Source organism: Paraburkholderia polaris (assembly GCF_012927345.1).
Classification (GTDB): Bacteria; Pseudomonadota; Gammaproteobacteria; order Burkholderiales; family Burkholderiaceae; genus Paraburkholderia; species Paraburkholderia polaris.
Window position 1 is genome coordinate 89,812 of sequence record NZ_JABBGJ010000036.1, and the last position, 18,643, is coordinate 108,454.

Annotated in this window: 18 protein-coding genes; 10 read left to right on the plus strand and 8 right to left on the minus strand. The window is 62.2% G+C overall.

Annotated elements, in window-relative coordinates:
• Positions 1 to 126: 126 nt before the first annotated feature.
• On the minus strand, positions 127 to 1,803 hold the full coding sequence (locus tag HHL24_RS29820) for an NRAMP family divalent metal transporter (RefSeq protein ID WP_169488922.1): 1,677 nt from the start codon (positions 1,801 to 1,803) through the stop codon (positions 127 to 129).
• Between the two features lie 135 nt (positions 1,804 to 1,938).
• A complete protein-coding gene (locus tag HHL24_RS29825; RefSeq protein ID WP_169488923.1) occupies positions 1,939 to 2,106 on the minus strand; it encodes a hypothetical protein in 168 nt (55 codons plus the stop codon).
• Positions 2,107 to 2,327: 221 nt separating this feature from the next.
• Here HHL24_RS29825 and HHL24_RS29830 point away from each other — a divergent pair, with 221 nt between their 5' ends.
• Both HHL24_RS29830 and HHL24_RS29835 read left to right on the plus strand, forming a co-directional pair.
• The gene (locus tag HHL24_RS29830; RefSeq protein ID WP_169488924.1) at positions 2,328 to 2,654 is read left to right on the plus strand and encodes a hypothetical protein; all 327 of its coding nucleotides are present in this window, start codon (positions 2,328 to 2,330) and stop codon (positions 2,652 to 2,654) included.
• Positions 2,655 to 3,327: 673 nt separating this feature from the next.
• The gene (locus HHL24_RS29835) at positions 3,328 to 4,800 is read left to right on the plus strand and encodes a carbohydrate porin (protein ID WP_169488958.1); all 1,473 of its coding nucleotides are present in this window, start codon (positions 3,328 to 3,330) and stop codon (positions 4,798 to 4,800) included.
• A 321-nt stretch (positions 4,801 to 5,121) separates the two neighbouring features.
• On the opposite strand, the gene HHL24_RS29840 is transcribed toward HHL24_RS29835, so the two are convergent.
• Entirely contained in the window at positions 5,122 to 5,355 is a 234-nt protein-coding gene (locus HHL24_RS29840) for a hypothetical protein (RefSeq protein ID WP_169488925.1), read from the minus strand.
• Positions 5,356 to 5,422: 67 nt separating this feature from the next.
• Complete coding sequence (locus tag HHL24_RS29845) at positions 5,423 to 5,890, minus strand: Lrp/AsnC family transcriptional regulator (RefSeq protein ID WP_169488926.1); 468 nt, start codon at positions 5,888 to 5,890, stop codon at positions 5,423 to 5,425.
• Positions 5,891 to 6,044: 154 nt separating this feature from the next.
• Here HHL24_RS29845 and HHL24_RS29850 point away from each other — a divergent pair, with 154 nt between their 5' ends.
• Together HHL24_RS29850 and HHL24_RS29855 are read left to right on the plus strand one after the other, a co-directional pair.
• The gene (locus HHL24_RS29850; protein ID WP_169488927.1) at positions 6,045 to 6,674 is read left to right on the plus strand and encodes a LysE family translocator; all 630 of its coding nucleotides are present in this window, start codon (positions 6,045 to 6,047) and stop codon (positions 6,672 to 6,674) included.
• 225 nt (positions 6,675 to 6,899) lie between these two features.
• Positions 6,900 to 7,220, plus strand: coding sequence for a YnfA family protein (locus HHL24_RS29855; RefSeq protein WP_169488928.1), 321 nt, complete (start codon positions 6,900 to 6,902; stop codon positions 7,218 to 7,220).
• Between the two features lie 128 nt (positions 7,221 to 7,348).
• Here HHL24_RS29855 and HHL24_RS29860 read toward each other — a convergent pair whose 3' ends face one another.
• Positions 7,349 to 7,858, minus strand: coding sequence for a DUF1993 domain-containing protein (locus HHL24_RS29860; RefSeq protein ID WP_169488929.1), 510 nt, complete (start codon positions 7,856 to 7,858; stop codon positions 7,349 to 7,351).
• Positions 7,859 to 8,166: 308 nt separating this feature from the next.
• Here HHL24_RS29860 and HHL24_RS29865 point away from each other — a divergent pair, with 308 nt between their 5' ends.
• The 5 genes from HHL24_RS29865 (at position 8,167) to HHL24_RS29885 (ending at position 13,331) form a co-directional block, all read left to right on the plus strand.
• Entirely contained in the window at positions 8,167 to 9,723 is a 1,557-nt protein-coding gene (locus HHL24_RS29865) for a S53 family peptidase (RefSeq protein WP_169488930.1), read from the plus strand.
• Between the two features lie 227 nt (positions 9,724 to 9,950).
• Positions 9,951 to 11,612 carry a S10 family peptidase gene (locus tag HHL24_RS29870; protein ID WP_169488931.1) on the plus strand — a complete coding sequence of 554 codons (1,662 nt, stop codon included), beginning with the start codon at positions 9,951 to 9,953 and terminating at the stop codon, positions 11,610 to 11,612.
• A gap of 245 nt (positions 11,613 to 11,857) precedes the next feature.
• A complete protein-coding gene (locus HHL24_RS29875; protein ID WP_169488932.1) occupies positions 11,858 to 12,511 on the plus strand; it encodes a hypothetical protein in 654 nt (217 codons plus the stop codon).
• A 398-nt stretch (positions 12,512 to 12,909) separates the two neighbouring features.
• Positions 12,910 to 13,056 carry a hypothetical protein gene (locus HHL24_RS29880; RefSeq protein ID WP_169488933.1) on the plus strand — a complete coding sequence of 49 codons (147 nt, stop codon included), beginning with the start codon at positions 12,910 to 12,912 and terminating at the stop codon, positions 13,054 to 13,056.
• Between the two features lie 5 nt (positions 13,057 to 13,061).
• A complete protein-coding gene (locus HHL24_RS29885; protein ID WP_169488934.1) occupies positions 13,062 to 13,331 on the plus strand; it encodes an RNA-binding protein in 270 nt (89 codons plus the stop codon).
• Positions 13,332 to 13,448: 117 nt separating this feature from the next.
• Here the strand turns inward: HHL24_RS29885 and nadE are convergent, their stop codons facing one another.
• On the minus strand, positions 13,449 to 14,309 hold the full coding sequence (gene nadE / locus HHL24_RS29890; protein ID WP_169488935.1) for an ammonia-dependent NAD(+) synthetase: 861 nt from the start codon (positions 14,307 to 14,309) through the stop codon (positions 13,449 to 13,451).
• Positions 14,310 to 14,814: 505 nt separating this feature from the next.
• Between nadE and HHL24_RS29895 the strand changes: the two genes are divergently transcribed.
• On the plus strand, positions 14,815 to 15,759 hold the full coding sequence (locus tag HHL24_RS29895; RefSeq protein WP_169488959.1) for a L,D-transpeptidase: 945 nt from the start codon (positions 14,815 to 14,817) through the stop codon (positions 15,757 to 15,759).
• A gap of 151 nt (positions 15,760 to 15,910) precedes the next feature.
• Here HHL24_RS29895 and HHL24_RS29900 read toward each other — a convergent pair whose 3' ends face one another.
• Complete coding sequence (locus HHL24_RS29900) at positions 15,911 to 16,783, minus strand: DMT family transporter (protein WP_169488936.1); 873 nt, start codon at positions 16,781 to 16,783, stop codon at positions 15,911 to 15,913.
• A 292-nt stretch (positions 16,784 to 17,075) separates the two neighbouring features.
• Positions 17,076 to 18,635 carry an ABC1 kinase family protein gene (locus HHL24_RS29905; RefSeq protein WP_169488937.1) on the minus strand — a complete coding sequence of 520 codons (1,560 nt, stop codon included), beginning with the start codon at positions 18,633 to 18,635 and terminating at the stop codon, positions 17,076 to 17,078.
• Positions 18,636 to 18,643: the final 8 nt, after the last annotated feature.

Genomic DNA, 18,643 nt, shown 5'->3' on the forward strand with positions numbered 1-18,643 from the left:
CGGCATCGGGCAGAGAGATCGCAACGCAATTAATCAGGCAAAGCAATGGGGGACGCGCAGGGCGGAGGTCGATCGTTTTCCCGCCGCTCCCCGAAACAACCGGGAGCGGACGGGGGTAGCAGCGATTTAATGCAGCAAAGTCATCTGCACGACCTTCACGACAACGAGTGCGACAGCCACGATCAGATAGCCGCGCAACACACCCATCCAGACGCGTTTGGATAAGGTCAGTTGCGGCGCCGGCAGTTCTTCCAGGGGTGGCATGCGCCACGTATTGCGTGCTTCTTTCGAAAACCGTTGCTCGCTTTCGGAAACCGAGGCAACCGTGGAAGCCGCGGCATTCGCCTGCGCGGGCCGCAGCCTGCGAACCGTCACGGTTGCAGCGTATCCGACCACGGCCAGCAGTGTGCCGCCGGCCAGTACTTCAATGATCGCTTCGCCGGTAATGTCCGGATACATCACCGATGCAGTAAGGATGATGGAGAGCATGACGAGCACCCAGACAACTGCGCCTGTAAAGATGTTGAGCTTCTTCGAGTTCACCCACGGACCGAGGACCGCGCGGTCGTTGCACAACAGCAGCAGAAACACGGTCGCGCTCGGAAGCAGTACGCCTGCGAGCGTCTGCACGGCTTCAGTCAGAAGACCGAGCGGGCTGCCGGGAATCAATACCAGCGCCGCCGCGGCCGCGACGATGCCGAAGTAGACGAGGTAAAAGCCCTTCGCGTCCGACACGCCGCGATGCAGCGAGTGGCGAATCTTGAACACGTCGCCGATTGCGTAAGCGGTGGACAGCGACACGGCCGCCGCGCCGATGATGCAGGCGTCGAGCAGCGCGACCGCGAAGAGAACCGCGGGCGTGCGCCCAGCATATTTTTCGAGGCCGGCGATCACGCCGCCCGCATCCGTGAAATTGCCGAACTCGGGTTTGCCTGCGTACAGTGCAGCGCAGAACGAGATCATGGCGACCGCACCGATCATCACGAATACGATGCCGATCCACAGGTCGGCTTTCTCATAGTTCATGAAGCGCGGCGTGATGCGTTTATCCACGATATAGCTCTGCTGGAAAAACAGCTGCCAAGGCGCGACCGTGGTGCCGACAATGCCGATCACGAGCAGCATCACATCGCTCAGTTTCGAATTGGCGGGCCAGTTCGGAATCACGAAGTCGCGCGCGATCTGGCCGACCGGCGGATGAATCGATACCAGTACGGGCACCAGCAACAGGCTCAACAGACAGAGCACGACCGCGAAGCGCTCGAAGCGCCGGAAGTTGCCTGTGCTGACCGCGGCCATCGTCACGGCCGCGGCGATGCAGACCCCGGTCACTTTCGAAATGCCGAAGAAATCCAGCACGAACGTGATGCCGATGAACTCGGTCACGATGGTGAGTGCATTGAGAATGAACAGGTCTACGACGCTGAAGGCACCCCAGAATTTGCCGAAGCGTTCGAAGATGAGGCGCGCGTGTCCGACACCGGTCACGGCGCCGAGGCGCAGCACCATTTCCTGATTGACGAAGAGAACGGGCACGAGCAGCAGCATGGTCCACAGCAAGGTGGTTCCGTAATTCTGTCCCGCCTGTGTGTAGGTGCCGAAAGCGCCGGCATCGTTGTCGCCGACCATCACGATGAGGCCGGGCCCGAGGATCGCGAGCAGCGTTCGGATACGGGCCCACCAGTTGTTGCGAGGTGCGATGTCGTGGTGCGCAATGGTGCCGAGTGCGCCTTTGATGTCGCCGAGGTGGGCTTCGTCGAGAACGGCGCTGCGTGGTGGTGAGACGTTAATTGGAGTGGACATTGTTAACCGCCTGCGTAGGTGTGATTTGTATGCAGCGGCGCGTCTTCGGAATCCGCTGCGCGAGTGTCGTCGAATGTGATCGAGCGACGGCGGCGCATGCGGATCGCGAAGGCGTGCGGTGCTGACAGTGAGTGATTACGAAGCCGAGTACGAACCTGAGTACGAAGCCGGGTTGAAGAGGAGCGCTTTGAAGCGGTGCCAGGACACGGCGAGCCAGTGCGGCTTGATGCTGTGAAGCGCGAGTGCAGCGTCGCTGTGGATATGCGTTTGCTGCAGGGTCGGTACGAGGATGGCGAGGTACATGGTAATTCTCCGGGCGTATGGCTTTACGCGGTTTGCGGAAAGCCAGCAGACACGGAGCGCGGCCGGCACTATGCGCGCGGCGGCGAATGTCTACTCGCTTTCCTCAGGCAAAAGAAAGATTGCGTGGCAATTGAGCGGCATAAGGGATAACTGTCACTGTCCGGCATGGCGGCTCCTTATCGGCGTTGCGTATTGGCGTTGCTTATCGACGTTGCTTATCGATGAGTACGCACGTGTTCGTCCACGCGCTCGGCCGCGCCGGCGGTCGAACGGATCGAACCGGCGCGAGCGAACGCTGCCGCGAGTGGATGCTCGCGACGCGATGCCATACGGATGCGGGACGTGCGCAAGCACGGCGCGGCCAAATGGCGCTAGTTAAGGTGCACGGAGAGAGTTACTACGGCGCGCACCGTCTGCCTGCTGGCAAGACGGCGGCTGAGAAAAGAGAGCGCGGGCGTCGGGCCGGTCAGGCAGTGAAACTGTTCGAAGATCGACTACTGCTGGTGTCCAAGGCAATGGCCCCGTTTGTGATGACGGCCGAATTTTAGGCACTCCCGCAAGCAGAAGTCAACATGCTTCGTTAAGCGAAGCAAATATTCTTTTTTTATGTGTTGTGGCGTACCAATTCGTCATCACTAGAGTGGGATGAGTCTTTCAGAAATGACAGGAAAGACAGGTAGATGAAGGGCGCAGGTGCAGCGGTGAATAAGACAGCAGGGTGTCGGCGCGAAGGCGCAGCGTGAATAGCGCAGTCTGATGTCTGCGCGAAGGCATGGCCGTAAATTCGGAGTGCGATTTCTTTGATGCGGTTTTACTTGCGATTTTATGAGTGTGCCGAATACAATCCGCCCGTCTCAGCAAAAGGAGTCCCTCGTGGACACATGCTCTAGTAGTGGAAGTCCGATGCCGGTCTACGCCGGCGCAATGTCCGCGAGTTAGCAGCAGGATCACTCCGTCGCCGCTAACTCGCTCCGTTCGGGTTAGCGCGCTTCTTCAGTGACCGGTTCCTGCCGGTCTGCCAGTTGCACGCTCCCTCTGTTTGATCGTTATCGCATCGTTTGCGAGAACCGGTCACGTCTTCGTACATCGCCCGGCGTGGCCGGGATCGATGGGAGTGAGCTTATGTTCGTCAAATCGTCGTCGTATCGTTCTTTGGCGCGCTGCGTGCGCGGCGCTCAAGCGTGTCTCGTGCAGAAAGACCCTGCAAAAGCTGGGCGGTGGATGTCCGGCGGCCCCCTCGGTCTGACCTTCCTGTTGTCGTTTGGCGTCGCGCCCTCCGTGCTGGCACAGACGCCGGCAGCGGGACAGGCGCTTGCTACTGAGCAGACACCTGCCGCAGTTCAGGCGCCTGCCGCGGGACAAACGCCTGCTACTGAGCAGACACCTGCCACGCCCACTGGGCTCTGGGACCGCTCGAATCTGCTCGGCGAGACGGGCGGGCTGCGTCCCTGGCTCGGTAACTACGGGGTGACCTTCAACCTGCAGGAAACCAGCGAGTATCTGAACAACCTGTCGGGCGGCGCTAAACGGGGCGGCGCTTACGATGGACTTACCCAGTTCGGTATCGTTGTCGATACGGAAAAAGCGCTGGGCCTGCCGGGCGGCACGTTTAATGTGTCGGCGTTGCAGATTCACGGCAGCAATCTGAGCCAACGGAATCTGCTGACCCTGCAAAGCGCGAGCGGCATCGAGGCCGACGTTACGACGCGGCTGTGGGAACTCTGGTATCAGCAATCCCTGATCGGCGGAAAAGTAGACGTGAAGGTCGGGCAACAGAGTCTCGACCAGGAATTCATGGTGAGCCAGTTCGCGACGCCTTTCATCAACGCAACTTTCGGCTGGCCTGTATTGCCGTCGGTCGACATGCCGGCGGGCGGTCCCGCTTATCCATTGTCGTCACTGGGTGTGCGATTGTGCGCCAGGCCTTCGGACGCATGGACCGTGATGGCCGGCGTCTTCGACGGCAATCCGGCGGGCAGCGATACGGGCGACCCACAGCAACAGAATCGCCACGGCACGAATTTCAATCTGCGCGGCGGCGCGTTATTCATCGGCGAGGTGCAGTACGCAATCAACCAGCCTCCAGCGAACTCGTCGGGTGGGGAGGCGACCGGATTGCCTGGCACCTACAAGCTGGGCTTCTGGTACAACACGCAAAATTTCGCGGACCAGCGTTTCGACAATACCGGTTTGTCGCTGGCGAACCCGGCGAGCGACGGCGTACCGGCGAATCACCGGGGCGACTACAGCTTCTACGCGGTTGCCGACCAGACGGTCTGGCAGCGGGGCGGGAACAGCCCGCAGTCGGTGGGCGTTTTCGCGAGAGTCATGGGCGCGCCGGGCGATCGCAATCTGGTGGACCTGGGTGTGAATGCAGGCGTGACGCTCAAAGCGCCGATCAAAGGGCGCGACAACGACGTTGCCGGATTGGCCGTCGGCTACGCGAAGATCGGCTCGGGTGCTCAAGGGCTGGCAAGCGATACCGCCTCGCTGACGACACCGGGTTATCCGTCGCGCAGTGCTGAGACTGTCGTGGAGGCGACTTACCAGTATCAGGTCGCGCCATGGTGGCAGTTACAGGCGGACTTCCAATATGTCTTCCGTCCAGCAGGCGGTATTCCGGATCCGGGCAATCCGTCACAGCGCGTCGGTAACGAAGCGATCGTCGGGCTGCGGACCAATATCGTTTTCTGAGTGGACGGGCGGGGTTGAGGAGGGCGCTTTTGCAAGCAACAACGTATTGAAACCCCTGGTTCGCAGGCCGGCCGATGCCGGCCCGGACCTGCGGATGCTGTTGCGGAAGACCCGGCGATGATGCCGTTAGCCCTCTGACATATTCACTTTTGTGTCTTGGCGCCGGCGGGGTAGTTTCATCTCAGGCCATAAATACGCAACTAACGGTCAAGTCCAGCTAGCCTCTCCAAATAACGCGGCGACCGTCTCGATGGAAACTGAAGACGGCCACCGCTCGCGTACTACGCAGCAGCTATGCAGTGAAGAGGCCGGCTAGGTCACTCAACGATTGCCGTCAAGCAGATCGCCGAGCAATTCGTCGAATGCGGCCTGGGCGTCTTCGAGTTCCTGCAACGCAGCGTCGAAAGTTTGCAGCGCGAACTGCGAAGGCTGGCCGCTGCCGGCCGGCGGGAATTGCGATTGCAGCGACGCGAAAGCCGCCTGGACCCGCTTGGTCGCGGTCACTACGCGCTCCATCGCGGCTGTTTCTTCGGCTCTTGCCTTTTCGTGATCCATGAAAACTCCGTGCTCGTCTGGTCGGCTCGCGCCGTATCAAATGGGTGAGACTATGCCACGTCCGCGTTCACGACAGCGGCAGCCCGCCGTTAGCCTTGATTTCCCGCAGCGACAATGCCGATTCCACCGACGTCACGCCCGGCAGGCTGCGCATCTCGTCGCGCATGAAAGTGCCGTAGTCGTCGAGATCGCGCGCGACTACCTGCAGGATGTAGTCGGCGCTGCCCGACACGTTGTGGCACGCCAGAATGCGCGGGATTGCCTGCACTTCGCGTTCGAAACGGGTGGCCACCGCGCGATCGTGCACGGCAAAACGCACGTAGACGAACGCGATTACGCCGAGGCCGAGGGCGGAGCGCGAAAGCATCGCGCGGTACTGGTCGATATAGCCGTCGTTTTCAAGGCGCTTGAGGCGGCGGGCGCAAGGCGTCTCGCTCAGGCCGACCATGTCGGCCAGCCGTGCATTCGAGATGCGGCCGTCGTTCTGCAGCGCGGCGAGTATCGCGCGGTCTGTTTTATCGAGGTCGGTTGTCATGGCTTTGGGGGCTTACTGTGCGTTAGCGGAAAACATGGCTCGGGAGTGAAATATTAGCGCATTCCTCCAAAGATGAATCCCATGCGCTTGTATTTCGCCAGCAAACCCTCCGCCGACGATAGCAAGATAGAGCCCTTAAAAACAAGAGGCTTCTATGATTTCCGCACACCTTCTGGTCGTCTATATCGCTGCGTTGTTTATGGTCTATGCCGTACCTGGGCCCGACATGGCGCTGGTTCTGCAGACCAGTATCGGACGTGGCGTGCGCAGTGGCTTCGCGGCGGCCGGTGGGCTGGGCGTGGCGCGGGCGACGCACGTCACGCTGTCGGCATGCGGGGTGGCCGCGCTGTTGCGCAGTGCGCCTTGGTTGTACGACGTGGTGCGTTACGGCGGCGCGGTTTATCTCGCATGGGTCGGCATCCAGATCTTCCGCTCACCCGTATTCGCGTTGCCTGAAGGCGGCGTGGCGGGTGTCGAGTCGCGGCCGTTGCATGCCGCTTTCGTCAAGGGCTTGCTGACCAATCTGTTGAACCCGAAAGCGCTGCTGTTCTGCTCGGTGCTATTGCCGCAGTTCGTGCGTCCAGAGGCCGGACCGGTTGCGCTGCAGATGGTCGAACTGGGTCTGGTGCTGCTCGCCATCGGCGCGTGTTTCGACGCCATATACGCGATCGGCGCGGCGCGCATCGCCGGCTGGATGCGGGCTCATCCTTTCGCGCAGACACTGCAGCGTTGGACTTTCTCAGCGGCGCTGATCGGCTTTGCGTTGCGGCTCTCGCTGGACTGACTTACTGCCGAACTTGCAGATGTCGATACAGGGTGACGCGACGCTCATGACAGGTAGCGAATCGGGGCTGGGTACGACGGCTGTCGCAGGTGCCATGCCCGCTCGCAAAGTGATTGTGTTAATAAAGCCGACAAAGGGTCGATAAACAACGGCCGCTAAACAGAAGCCGATAATCAGCCGCGCACGGTCTCGCGGCAACACAACCACTCGCTACTCTATCTGTCGATGAAAACTTTTCTGCTCTATGCCGTGACCGCCATTGCCGAAATCGTTGGGTGCTATTTGCCCTGGCGTTGGCTGAAGGAGGGGGACTCCATCTGGCTGCTGGTTCCCGGCGCGCTTAGCCTCGCATTGTTCGCCTGGCTGCTGACGCTGCACGGCACCGCCGCAGGCCGCGTGTATGCGGCTTACGGCGGTGTGTACGTGGCGGTGGCGATCGCGTGGCTATGGTGCGTCGACAAAGTGCGCCCCACGCTGTGGGACGCGACCGGCGTGGCGTTCACATTGGCCGGCATGGCGATCATCGCGTTCCAGCCGCGCGTTTGATGCCGCTCATGCACTGTTCATGCGTGGTTCACACGCGGATCATGTGTAGCCCACGGGGGGCCACATGTGGTTCACGTGCTGCTTATGCCGCAATCGCGTAGCGCTCGCGCAATACCGCGCAGGCCTTCTTACTTGATGCCGCCCAAATAGTCGAGTTTGCCAAGTTCGACGCCGTTGTGACGCAGAATGTCGTACGCCGTCGTAACGTGAAAATAGAAGTTCGGCAACACAAAGCCGAGCAGATACGACAGCCCCGTGAACTCGATCGGGCCGTTGCGCATTTTCAGCGTGATCGGGCGTTCTTCCGAGCCGTCGATCTGTTGCGCATTGAATTCCTTCAGGTAATCAATCGTCTTTTGAAGGCGGGCATCGAGTTCCTCGAAGGTCTGTTCGACGTCGTCGTACTTCGGCGCTTCGACGCCAGCCAGACGCGCGGCGCAGCCTTTCGCCGTGTCGCTCACGATATAGACCTGGCGCACCAGCGGCAGCATGTCCGGCGCGAGCCGGGCGTTCGTGAGCACGGACGGGTCGATCCGTTTTTCGGCAGCGTGTGCCTCGGCCTTGCCGAGGATGACTTGCAGGTTGGTCATGCCGCGCACCAGCACGGGCAATGACGCTTGATACATCGAAATTGACATGAGGTTCCTCTGATTCTTCGATCGTGCGCGCGGGCGGCGCGCGAGGCGCTGCAACGGCTGGATTGCCGCTTCAGCATCATAGCGCGGGTGCTGCGCGATGCGCATTGATCCAGCCCGGCGTTAGTCACTCGGACAACTGCCGCGCACGCTGGAACTGTGTTCGAATGCACAGGTCGGACGGTTTGGCGAAGTCCTTGAAACAGCAACCCGCCGTTGGTCGCGAGGCGGTGAGTTCGTGCAGGCGCGTGCCGTGCGTGGGGTCCACCTTGCGGCCCGCGCCATCACGCTAACAGAGGAGAATCGACACCATGGTCAACAGACAAACGCTGCCGGGAAGTGAGCGAACGGCAGAACAAGGTTCGACAGTCGTTGGGCAATGCGATCCAGCAGAACGGATCGAGGTTTTCGTGATACTGCGCCGTCAGCGGCAGGCCCAGTTCGACGCACTGATGAGCAAGATCCAGGCGGGCGACCCAAGCGTCAAACCTCTATCGCGTGAGGCGTTTGCAAAAGATTACGGCGCCGCGCCGGACGACATCGCCAAGGTCAAAGCCTTTGCCACCGCACACGGCTTGACGGTGGTGCGGGAAGATCCGGCAGCGCGCCAGTTGTTGCTGAGCGGCACGATCGCGCAGTTCCAGACCGCGTTCGGCGTCAAGCTGGAACATTACCAGCATCACACGGCGGGCCAGTTCCGCGGCCGCACCGGCACGATCAGCGTGCCGGACGATCTGCACGGCATCGTGCAAGCCGTGCTCGGGCTCGATAACCGGCCTCAGGCGCGGCCGCACTTTCGCATCCGGCCGCCGTTCCAGCCGGCCAAAGCGCATCAGGCGTCCTTTACGCCGCCGCAACTCGCATCGTTGTATCAGTTTCCGCAAGGCGACGGCAGCGGCGAATGTGTCGGCATCATCGAACTCGGCGGCGGGTACAACACGTCCGACCTCAAGAGTTATTTTGCGAGCCTTGGCGTCGCTTCACCGAACGTGAAACCGGTCGGCGTCGATCAGGGTGCCAATCAGCCGAGCGGCGACCCGAACGGGCCGGACGGCGAAGTTACGCTCGACATCGAAATCGTCGGCGCGATTGTGCCTGGCGCGACGATCGCGGTCTATTTCACGCAGAACAGCGACGCCGGGTTCATCGACGCGGTGATTCGCGCGGTGCATGACACGACTAACAACCCCTCGGTAGTTTCGATCAGTTGGGGCGGCCCGGAGTCGAGCTGGACCAGTCAGTCGCTGCAAGCTTTCAACAGCGTCCTGCAAACGGCTGCGGCCCTGGGTGTGACTGTCTGCGCGGCGTCGGGCGATAGCGGCTCGAGCGACGGTTCCGGTAGCGATCAGGTCGACTTTCCGGCGTCGAGCCCCTATGTGCTGGCATGCGGCGGCACGAGCCTGACCGCGTCGGGCACCTCGATCTCGCATGAGGTGGTGTGGAACGACGGCGCACAGGGCGGCGCGGGCGGCGGTGGCGTGAGCCGGGCCTTTCCGGTGCCGGTGTGGCAACAAGGTCTGTCGGCCACTTCATCGAGCGGCGCCAGGACGGCGCTCAGCGGGCGCGGCGTGCCGGACGTGGCCGGCGATGCGTCGCCCGTCACCGGCTACAGCGTATTGATTGATGGCACGCAGACGGTGGTCGGCGGCACCAGCGCGGTCGCACCGCTGTGGGCGGCGTTGATTGCGCGGATCAATGCGGCGAAGGGGCAACCGGCCGGTTTCATCAACCCGAAGCTGTACAAGGCGCCAGGCGTGTGTAACGACATCACCCAGGGCAACAACGGCAGCTTCGCCGCGTCGCCGGGCTGGGATGCGTGTACGGGACTCGGTAGTCCCGATGGTCAGAAGGTGGCGGCCGCACTATAGTCTGATGAGTCGCGGACGGGTTCAGGTGGCGCCTGGGTGATTCCCGGATCAGGCTCACCCGCCGTTCGCGCTTGTCCCACGGTGCGCCGCGTTCAGGCTGCAGGCGGTACGGTGCATGGCTTCAGCAGACGCAGGCAACGCAGGACACACGAGAGACATCAAGGCACATCAAGGCACACCAAGGCACACGAGAGACATCAAGACGTTAACGAACCCATGGAGCGATCATGACGAACACCGAGTCAGCTTCCGTTAGTCCGCAGTCGTCACACAACACGCATGCTTCGCCCGCAACGGCTACCGGCGGCGCGTCGCACAAAGCAGGAGATCAGCCGTTTTTCGATCCGGTTGCTTATGGCAACGGGCCGGACGACTCCGTCACCGATACCACTGAAACCGCCGCGATTACGCACCATTCGACTACGATCGGCGGGCAGAAGATCAACTACACGGCGACGGCGGGTCACCTTGTGATTGTCGACGCAAGTAGTTCGCAGCCTGAAGCCAAGATGTTCTACGTTGCGTTCACGCAGGACAATCAGAAGGAGGAAACCCGTCCGGTGACTTTCTTCTACAACGGCGGCCCGGGTTCGTCTTCGGTGTTCGTGCTGCTGGGCTCGTTCGCGCCGCGCCGCATCAAGACGTCGATGCCTGGCTTTACGCCGCCCGCGCCGTACTCGATGGAAGACAACCCGGACAGTCTGCTCGACAAGAGCGACCTCGTTTTTATCAATCCGGTGGGCACAGGCTACTCGGCGGCCATTGCGCCGAAGACGAACCGAGCCTTCTGGGGCGTCGATCAGGACGCCGACTCGATCAAGCAGTTCATCAAGCGCTTTCTCACCAAGAACAATCGCTGGAATTCGCCGAAGTATCTGTACGGCGAGTCTTACGGCACGGCGCGCAGTTGCGTGCTGGCGTACCGGCTGCATGAAGACGGCGTCGATCTGAACGGCATCACGCTGCAATCGTCCATTCTCGATTACACGCAATCCGGCAACCCGGTCGGCGCGTTACCCACAGCCGCCGCGGACGCGTGGTATCACAAGAAACTCGGCATTGCGCCGCGGCCGACTGACCTCGGCACGTTTGCCGAAGAAGTGGCCCAATTCGCGCGCACCGACTATCTGGCGGCGCTGCGCAAGTTTCCGACTACGGATTCGGCAACGGTCGAAAAGCTCAGCGAATACACCGGTATCGACAAAACTACGTTGCTCGCCTGGAGCCTCGATATCGCGTCGTACGACAGCCGCGGCAATTCGCTGTTTTTGACCACGTTGCTGAAATCACAGGGTCTCGCGCTCGGCGAGTACGACGGCCGCGTGACGGCGATCAACACCGGCATCGCCGGAAAGATCGACCCGAATTCCGGCGGCAACGATCCGACCATGACGGCGGTGACCGGCGTCTACACGACAATGTGGAACGTGTATCTGAACGAGCAGTTGAAATACACGTCGAATTCGGCGTTCACGGATCTCAACGATCAGGCATTCCAGTATTGGGATTTCAGCCATATCGATCCGACCGGCGCGCAGAAGGGGCTCGACGCGAAGGGCAACATCATTCTGTACACCGCCGGCGACCTTGCCGCCGTGATGGCGCTCAATCCTGACCTGAAGGTGCTGTCGGCGAACGGTTTCTTCGACTACGTCACGCCGTTCTATCAGACCGTGCTCGATCTGCAGCAAATGCCGCTTGTCAGCCAGCAGATCCGGCAGAATCTGTCGGCGCGTTTTTATCCGTCGGGGCATATGGTCTATCTCGACGGTGGCTCGCGTACGGCGCTCAAAGCGGATCTCTCCAAGATGTATGACGCGACGGTATCCAATACGCAGGCGCTCGGGCGTATCCGCGCCTTGCAGGCTCGGGTGGCGAGACCCGGTTGACGTAGCGTGCTGTTGGCGCCGTGCGTGAGCGGCGTGCAGACAGCGGCGTTGTCTTTATCCTGTGGTTCGGCGCGGTCTTGCAACGTGTATTCGTGCACGGCAAGACCGCACCGGCGGACGCCCGCGAGCGTCCGGACGCATCTTCACCGACCTGCGCAGGTGTGTCTTTTCACGCAGGGGTATTGAATGTGTTTTAATTAGTCTGCGAATTAAACTATTGCGCGTCGTTACCGGCGCGCCGACGAATGAACGCAGGCATTGCAGACGGGCGTCGCATCATCCATTACAGCGACGCGACCAGCAGTACATATCAGGCGATTCCGTCGACGCGCGGGCGTGGGCGCGGCGCCGCGTGTCCTGGCCGCACGATGCGGATCGCGCTCCTGTTCGGCATCGTCGCGGTACTCGCATTCCGCGTCGGTCAAGTCTGGGCTCAGGATTCAGCAATGCTTGACGAGCGCGTCACGCAGGAGTCAGTCGGCGAAACGATTTGCCGACCCGGCTACGCCGACACGGTCGCACCGCCGTTCGATGAGCTGATGGCCCACAAGGACCGCATGCTTGCCGCGCGCGGCATCGATGCCGACAACGGTCCCGCTTTCGCGCTGGACAGGCGTGTGCCCATTGTGCTCGGCGGCTCGCCGAATGCACCCTCCAATCTCGATCTCCTGCCTTGGGCGGGCCAGCAGGGCGAGCGTCGCAAGGCGCGCGCCGCGGTCATGCTCAAACGCTGCGTTTGCGAAGGGAAACTGAGCCTCGCGGAGGCGCAAGCCGCGATTGTCGGTAACTGGTCGGTGGTCTATTCCGGCTTCAGCCAGACGTCTTGCGACGTGAGCCGTCTCGACGTCGCGACCGGCGACAGCAGCGGACGAAGCGACGGTCGCGACAGCGCGCCATGAGGCCGCGTGTCTCTGCCTGCGTCGACGATAGGTCCGCTGTGCTGGTTCAGGCGCCGTAAGGCAAGAGTGCGTGGTGGGTGAGCGCGGCCAACGTGCAAGCGGCGGACTGATCCCGACGATCAGCCCGCCCTTTGCGCACGTCCCCCGCAGGATGCCGTCGGCGATGCATATTGCTGTCCGATGCGGCCCGTTTTATGCGTCCGTCGTCAGCGTCTGGCACGCGTGCCGGGTCTGCACCACTGAATGAACATGTGTTTTGCTATTTTTACCGCTGCTAATTCAGGTACAGTGCATTAACGGAAGTTTTAAAGTCCGTTTTTACGACATTGTGTCGCATCGCTTTTGTTGTCGATTGTGGCTATCCTGAAAACAGGACGAAATTCGAAGGGGAGATTTAAATGATTGCCTTCTATCTGTCATTGGCTGCTGTGGCTGCGGCCGGCGCCGCATTGATCCGCCAACTCGCGGCTGCTCAGGCGAAACAGCGTGCGGCGCTGCGCCCGGTGCGGGTGCATGTCGCGGATCGTAGCGCGCGCCGAGGGTAGGCGGCATGAACCTGATCGTGCGCAATATCGCGGAATCGTGCAGCGAGCAGGAAGTGCAGGAATTCCTCAAACGTGAGCTTGGGCATTACGCGAAAAACGTCGAGGTAGTCGACGCAGGGAAACCCAGCGCCTACGCCACGGTCGAGTTGGATGCGGACGTGCCGTATGTGGGCGAGGTGATCGCGCGGCAGATTCAGGGCAAGCATTTGGGGGGCTTGCCACTCGAGGCAAGCGCCGATCTGTTTAGCGACGACGAGTCGCCGCCTGCTCACTGAGCGTCGCAGCTGCGTTTGCCGAATGTTTCGAATGCTTCGAGTGAGGAGAACGCTCTGCCTGCGTCTGGCGCATTTCCGACGCGTCCTCCCCGCGCATCCTGGTTGTTACATTTCTTCTCATTCCCCGCCTGTCTTGACCGGCCAATCGAACGGCGTGTAGGGCAACGCCCGCTTGTGCCGCGTGACATCGTAGAAGCGCAAGACCGTCTCGCGCACCGCGTCGCTCACGGGTTTGCCTTCCAGAAAGTCGTCGATATCGTCGTAAGGGATGCCGTACGCGTCTTCGTCTGGCCGTTGCGGACGCAACATTTCCAGGTCAGCGGTCGGTACTTTGTGCGCCAGCGACTCGGGCGCGCCTAAGGCTTTGGACAATGCCCGCACACGACGCTTGTTCAGGCCGGTGAGCGGCAGCACATCGGCACCACCGTCGCCGAACTTCGTGAAAAATCCCATCACCGATTCGGCCGCGTGGTCCGTGCCGATCACTACACCGGCCCGGGCGCCGGCTACCGCATATTGCGCAATCATTCGCTGCCGCGCCTTGATATTGCCGTGGACGAAATCCTGCTGTGACTCGTCGTTAAATCGCACGCCGCTGTCATTCAGCGCGGCGAGCATCGCGTCGGCAGCGGGTTTGATATCGATGGTGAGATTTTCGTCCGCGCGAATGAAGCTCGAGGCCTGCTGCGCGTCGGCCTCATCTTTTTGCACGCCGTACGGCAACCGGATCGCGACGAAACGCGCGTCGTAATGTTCGGCGCGCAGCCGTTCAACCGCCAGTTGCGCAAGCCGCCCGGCGGTCGTCGAGTCGACGCCGCCGCTAATGCCGAGCACGTAGGTTTTCAGCCCGCTACTGCGCAGATAATTCGCCAGAAAAGCGACCCGGCGCTCGATTTCCTGTGCGGCGTCGAATTCGGCGGCGATATGCATTTCCGCTGTAATGCTTGCCTGGCGTGCGGCTGGGTCTTGTTGCGTCATGTTCCTCTTTCCTCCGTGGGCGGTGGCGCGAGTGTCAGCGATGAACGCTCGCGCGGATTGCACGAGCGGCCGGCCCATGAACGGGACGGCTCTGCGGGCATGAAGTGACAAATCGGTCTCGCGGTTTTATCGCGAATATTGGCGTTAAATTCACTTTGCGCTGCTTTTAAACCGCCGCGCAGCTCGTTAAATATTGACGATCAATACGGTGATATTGGTGGGTTGGCCGATTCTTCATCGACAGATGCCAATGTGCTTAGTAACATCCTCGTTCCGAGCGCCGCATGAGCCGGCGAGCAGTCAATAATAATCAGGTTTGCTCAAATACGCGATGAACTACCCCAATCGGCCTGGCCAGCTTGCACCGGACCGCAGTACTTCCGCGTCGGTAGATGGTCGAGGCGAAGTGGTGTGCATGTCGGATTTACTCGCTGCGCCGTGTTCCGCGCACGCTGTTCGTACAGTTCGCTATCTGACGCGCGCGTTGGGGGCCGTCTTTTTCGCAATGTCATGCGGCGTCGCTATTGCGGCATCGGGCGCGGCTTCGGCTTCAGCTTCGACCTCGGCTTCAGCTTCAGGCACTGCGTCCGCCCGGGCGCCGGAATCCATGGTGGCGAAGCACCCGGCGCGCGCCGTCGACGCGTCGGCCGTTGCCGCGCCCGACGCGGCCGGCGTGGTTGACCCGCGTCGCGCGTTTCTGCTGCGGGATGTGTTCGCGCAGGACGTGACGCGTCGGCTGAAAGTGCCGGCCGCCGAGCAGCATGCCTATGCCGACCGCATGGAAAAGGCGCTGGGCGAGCACATGCTCGGCAATCTGTCGGGCGAGTATGTTGTGATGGTGGATCGCAACGCCAACGTTCAGACGCTGTTCATCTATTTCCGGGCAACCCCGGCCGATAGCTGGCAGATGATCGGCGCGTCGCCGGTTTCAACGGGCCGGCCTGGCGAGTACGACCACTTCATCACACCGCTCGGCGTGTTCGAACATACGCCGTCCAACATGGATTTCCGCTCCGAAGGCACGCTAAACGAGAACCACATCCGCGGCTACGGCAAGCGCGACATGCGGATCTTCGACCTGGGCTGGGCTCAGGGTGAACGGGGTTGGGGCAAGGGCGGCATGTCGCAGATGCGTTTCCAGATGCACGCCACCGACCCGGACCGGCTTGAGCCGCTGCTCGGTATTCGCCATTCGAAGGGCTGCGTGCGGATTCCCGCGTCGCTCAATGCATTTATCGACCATTACGGCATTCTCGACGCAGAATATGCAACGCTCGTCGAGTCTGGCAAATCGCTGTGGGTGTTGAAAAGTGATCGCCAGGTGACCCCATGGGCGGGGCGCTACATTGTCGTGGTGGATTCGGAGCGCAAGAGCCGCCCGGCCTGGGCCCCGGCCCCGGGCAGCAAGGTGCGCGCAAAAGTGCCGGCCGGTGCCGACACGGCGGATTGATCCGCGGGTGACAGGCGGGCGAGCGTGCTGAGCGGATTGCGAACTGGCAACGTTCGCGTGACCATACCGCCCAGCACGCGTGACGAACGTGTGCTGAACATGCGACTAACGCGCGTTGAACGACGCAGGCCAGTGTGCGCCGATTAAACCCTCACGACCGCGCCAGCAGCACGCCCACCAGCGCCACCGCGAATCCAGCGATCTGCACGGGCAGCAGTGTTTCGCCGAAGCCGACATACCCTTCGAGCGCGGCGAGCGGCGGCGCGAGAAACAACAACGCGGTGGCGCGCGCAGCATCGCCGCGTCTGACCATCCACACCAGTAAAGTGACGCTGATCCCGGACAGCATCACGATTCCCCACGCAAGCGACCCCCACAAAGTGGCCGATGTAATCCAGCGATGCTCGCCGAGCGCCAGCGCAAGAATCGCCGCAACCACCGCCGCGCCGAAATTCTGCACCGCACTTGCGCTGCGGATATCGGCCTTCGCCAGCGAAGTCTTCTGAAACAGCGTGCCCGCGGTGATCGCGCCGACCGCGACGATCGAAATGAACACGACCAGCCACGGCGGCGCGTCGCCATGCGGGGTGGCCGGCGCGGCCGCGGCGAGTTTCGGTTCGAGGACCAGCACGACGCCGGCCAGGCCGAGCGCCATGCCGGTCCAGCCGCGCCGCGACAGACGCTCGCCAAACAGTGGCGCCGCGACGGCAGCAGTGGCGAGCGGTTGCAGCGCGCCGAGCAAGGCCATCACCCCGGCGCTCAAGCCCTGCGCGACGGCCCAGTAGCCGGCGCCGAGATAGACGCCTTGCAGTAGTGCGCCTGCGAGCAGGTGCTTGCCGAGATCGCGGCCGGTCGGCCACGCGGCGCGTGTGGCGAGTGCGGCAAGCGTGAATATCAGCGCGGTGCCGCCGAAGCGCGCAAGCAGAAACAGATTGGGATCGGCATAAGGTGTGATCGCCCGGGCGACCACGAAACCGGTCGACCACAACACGACGAATACGGCGGCGATTGAGGAAGCGAGCATTGGAGACGGGTGACGTGAAAAGCGGCCATCTTGCCGGGACACGCAAAATGCGTCTTGTTCGAAGCTGCAATCGCGGGTGAGTGCTAAAGGCGGATGGTCAGGATATTCTCTCGCAGCCTCTTCGACGGCATAACGCCAGCATCACAACGCCGACATCACAACGCCGACATCACCACGCCAGCATCACAACGCCGACATCACAACGTCGACACCACAACGCCGACATCACCACGCCCGCGTCACAACGCCGGCATCACCACGCCCGCGTCACAACGTCGGCGTATTCACCGCATTACCACATCAGCAGCACCGTCCCCGCGCCGATCACTCCACCGCACACGGCGCACGCCCACAGCAGCACACGCGTACGCCGATATTCACGGCTGATATCCTGCAACAGCTGTGCATTCTGCTGCGGCGTGCGGGCGCGATCGTGCTCATGCTGCAGGTAGCGCACGGTCAGTTGCGGGAGGCGCGGCAGCATATGCGCCAAATGCGGCAACTCGCGCGAGATGCGTTTGATCCAGCCGCGGTGATCCATGTCGCGCCGCGCAATCCCCGCCAGCACGCTGCGTGCGACATTCCACGTATCGACGCCCGGATGCAGCGCGCGGGCCAGCATCTCCGCCTGCTGGAACGAGCGCTGCGCGGTGGCGAGCCGGCCGGGCACGGCGCCGTCGAACGGATGCACCGCGTGCAGCAGATGATGAAATAGCGAACCTGCCGACCGGTCTTCCGGCTCGGCCGCGAAGTGCGCTTCGGCGCGTGTACGCAACTCGGCTTCGAGCACCTCCGTGCGCGTGTCGTGCGGCACATGCCCGGCGTCGCGATGCAGTTCGGCAAGCCGGCCGTAGTCCCGGTCGAACAGCGCGGTTGCGCCGTGCACGAAGAATTCGCGCTCGCCGGTCGACAGACTCGACATGATCGAAAATTCCGCCAGCACGAGGCGTCCCAGCGTGTCCGGTTCGACGCTCACGCGTACCCGGCGTGCGTCGAGCGTCGCGTGAAAGAAGCCGTGCTCGAACGCCTGCTCAGTCACCACCTCGACGATATGCACAGCCAGCGGCGCGAGCTTGATGTGATGCGCATGCAGGCCGGGCAGGTCGCTTGCGGCCAAGGTGCTGACGCGTTGCATCGTCAGCGTGTGGTTGGTGCACAGGTCCCAGATCACGTCCGGCACGACAATGCGTGCGTCGCCGTCGAAATGATGGCCGGTCTGGCTCAGATTGGCGGCTTCGGCGCGTAGATCGAAGCGGCGCAGGATATCGTCGGTGAAGGTCTGGGCCAGCGTACGCAGTTGCAGGCGGCGGGCAGAACCGGACAGCTTCTCCAGCCAGCGCGCAACCCAGCGTAGAAGCGCGAGTTCATCGCCGATCTGTTGCAACTGTTCGGCGCGCACCAGCTTGATGGCCACTTCGCTATGGCCGTCGACCGGCACGATGAGCCGCGCGAAGTGTGTCTGTTCGGCAAAGCCGCCGCGCACCGGCACCAGATCGACCGCGCTGAAGATCGTGGCGAGCGGCCGGCCGAATGCGCGTGCCAAAGCCTGTTCGGATTCCTGCGGCGGCAGAGGGGCTTCGAGGTGATCGATCGCGTCGATGGCATCGTGCAGGGCGCTGGTCGCGAGTTCGGGCCGTTCAATCAGGGTCTGCGCGAAGCGACTCGCGAGCGGTCCGAGCGCGGGCAGCACGCCCTGCAGGCGCTCGCCACCGCGCTCGGACGCATGCACGCGGCCGACCAGCTCGATCATCCAGTGCAGTTTGTGGTCGGACGGGGCGGCAAGCCAGATCAGGCGCGCGCCGTAACGCAAGGCGTGGAACAGCAACAGTAAACGGCGAAACAGTGGCGGCATCGGCAGTT

What these genes read in the sequence shown, in the direction of transcription:
- HHL24_RS29865 (WP_169488930.1), top strand. Translation starts at nt 8,167, where the DNA reads ATGGTCAACAGACAAACGCTGCCGGGAAGTGAGCGAACGGCAGAACAA.
- HHL24_RS29830 (WP_169488924.1), top strand. Translation starts at nt 2,328, where the DNA reads ATGAGTACGCACGTGTTCGTCCACGCGCTCGGCCGCGCCGGCGGTCGA.
- HHL24_RS29825 (WP_169488923.1), bottom strand. Translation starts at nt 2,106, where the DNA reads ATGTACCTCGCCATCCTCGTACCGACCCTGCAGCAAACGCATATCCAC.
- HHL24_RS29860 (WP_169488929.1), bottom strand. Translation starts at nt 7,858, where the DNA reads ATGTCAATTTCGATGTATCAAGCGTCATTGCCCGTGCTGGTGCGCGGC.
- HHL24_RS29870 (WP_169488931.1), top strand. Translation starts at nt 9,951, where the DNA reads ATGACGAACACCGAGTCAGCTTCCGTTAGTCCGCAGTCGTCACACAAC.
- HHL24_RS29900 (WP_169488936.1), bottom strand. Translation starts at nt 16,783, where the DNA reads ATGCTCGCTTCCTCAATCGCCGCCGTATTCGTCGTGTTGTGGTCGACC.
- HHL24_RS29855 (WP_169488928.1), top strand. Translation starts at nt 6,900, where the DNA reads ATGAAAACTTTTCTGCTCTATGCCGTGACCGCCATTGCCGAAATCGTT.
- HHL24_RS29875 (WP_169488932.1), top strand. Translation starts at nt 11,858, where the DNA reads ATGAACGCAGGCATTGCAGACGGGCGTCGCATCATCCATTACAGCGAC.
- nadE (WP_169488935.1), bottom strand. Translation starts at nt 14,309, where the DNA reads ATGACGCAACAAGACCCAGCCGCACGCCAGGCAAGCATTACAGCGGAA.
- HHL24_RS29820 (WP_169488922.1), bottom strand. Translation starts at nt 1,803, where the DNA reads ATGTCCACTCCAATTAACGTCTCACCACCACGCAGCGCCGTTCTCGAC.
- HHL24_RS29840 (WP_169488925.1), bottom strand. Translation starts at nt 5,355, where the DNA reads ATGGATCACGAAAAGGCAAGAGCCGAAGAAACAGCCGCGATGGAGCGC.
- HHL24_RS29895 (WP_169488959.1), top strand. Translation starts at nt 14,815, where the DNA reads ATGTCATGCGGCGTCGCTATTGCGGCATCGGGCGCGGCTTCGGCTTCA.
- HHL24_RS29850 (WP_169488927.1), top strand. Translation starts at nt 6,045, where the DNA reads ATGATTTCCGCACACCTTCTGGTCGTCTATATCGCTGCGTTGTTTATG.
- HHL24_RS29885 (WP_169488934.1), top strand. Translation starts at nt 13,062, where the DNA reads ATGAACCTGATCGTGCGCAATATCGCGGAATCGTGCAGCGAGCAGGAA.
- HHL24_RS29880 (WP_169488933.1), top strand. Translation starts at nt 12,910, where the DNA reads ATGATTGCCTTCTATCTGTCATTGGCTGCTGTGGCTGCGGCCGGCGCC.
- HHL24_RS29905 (WP_169488937.1), bottom strand. Translation starts at nt 18,635, where the DNA reads ATGCCGCCACTGTTTCGCCGTTTACTGTTGCTGTTCCACGCCTTGCGT.
- HHL24_RS29845 (WP_169488926.1), bottom strand. Translation starts at nt 5,890, where the DNA reads ATGACAACCGACCTCGATAAAACAGACCGCGCGATACTCGCCGCGCTG.
- HHL24_RS29835 (WP_169488958.1), top strand. Translation starts at nt 3,328, where the DNA reads ATGTCCGGCGGCCCCCTCGGTCTGACCTTCCTGTTGTCGTTTGGCGTC.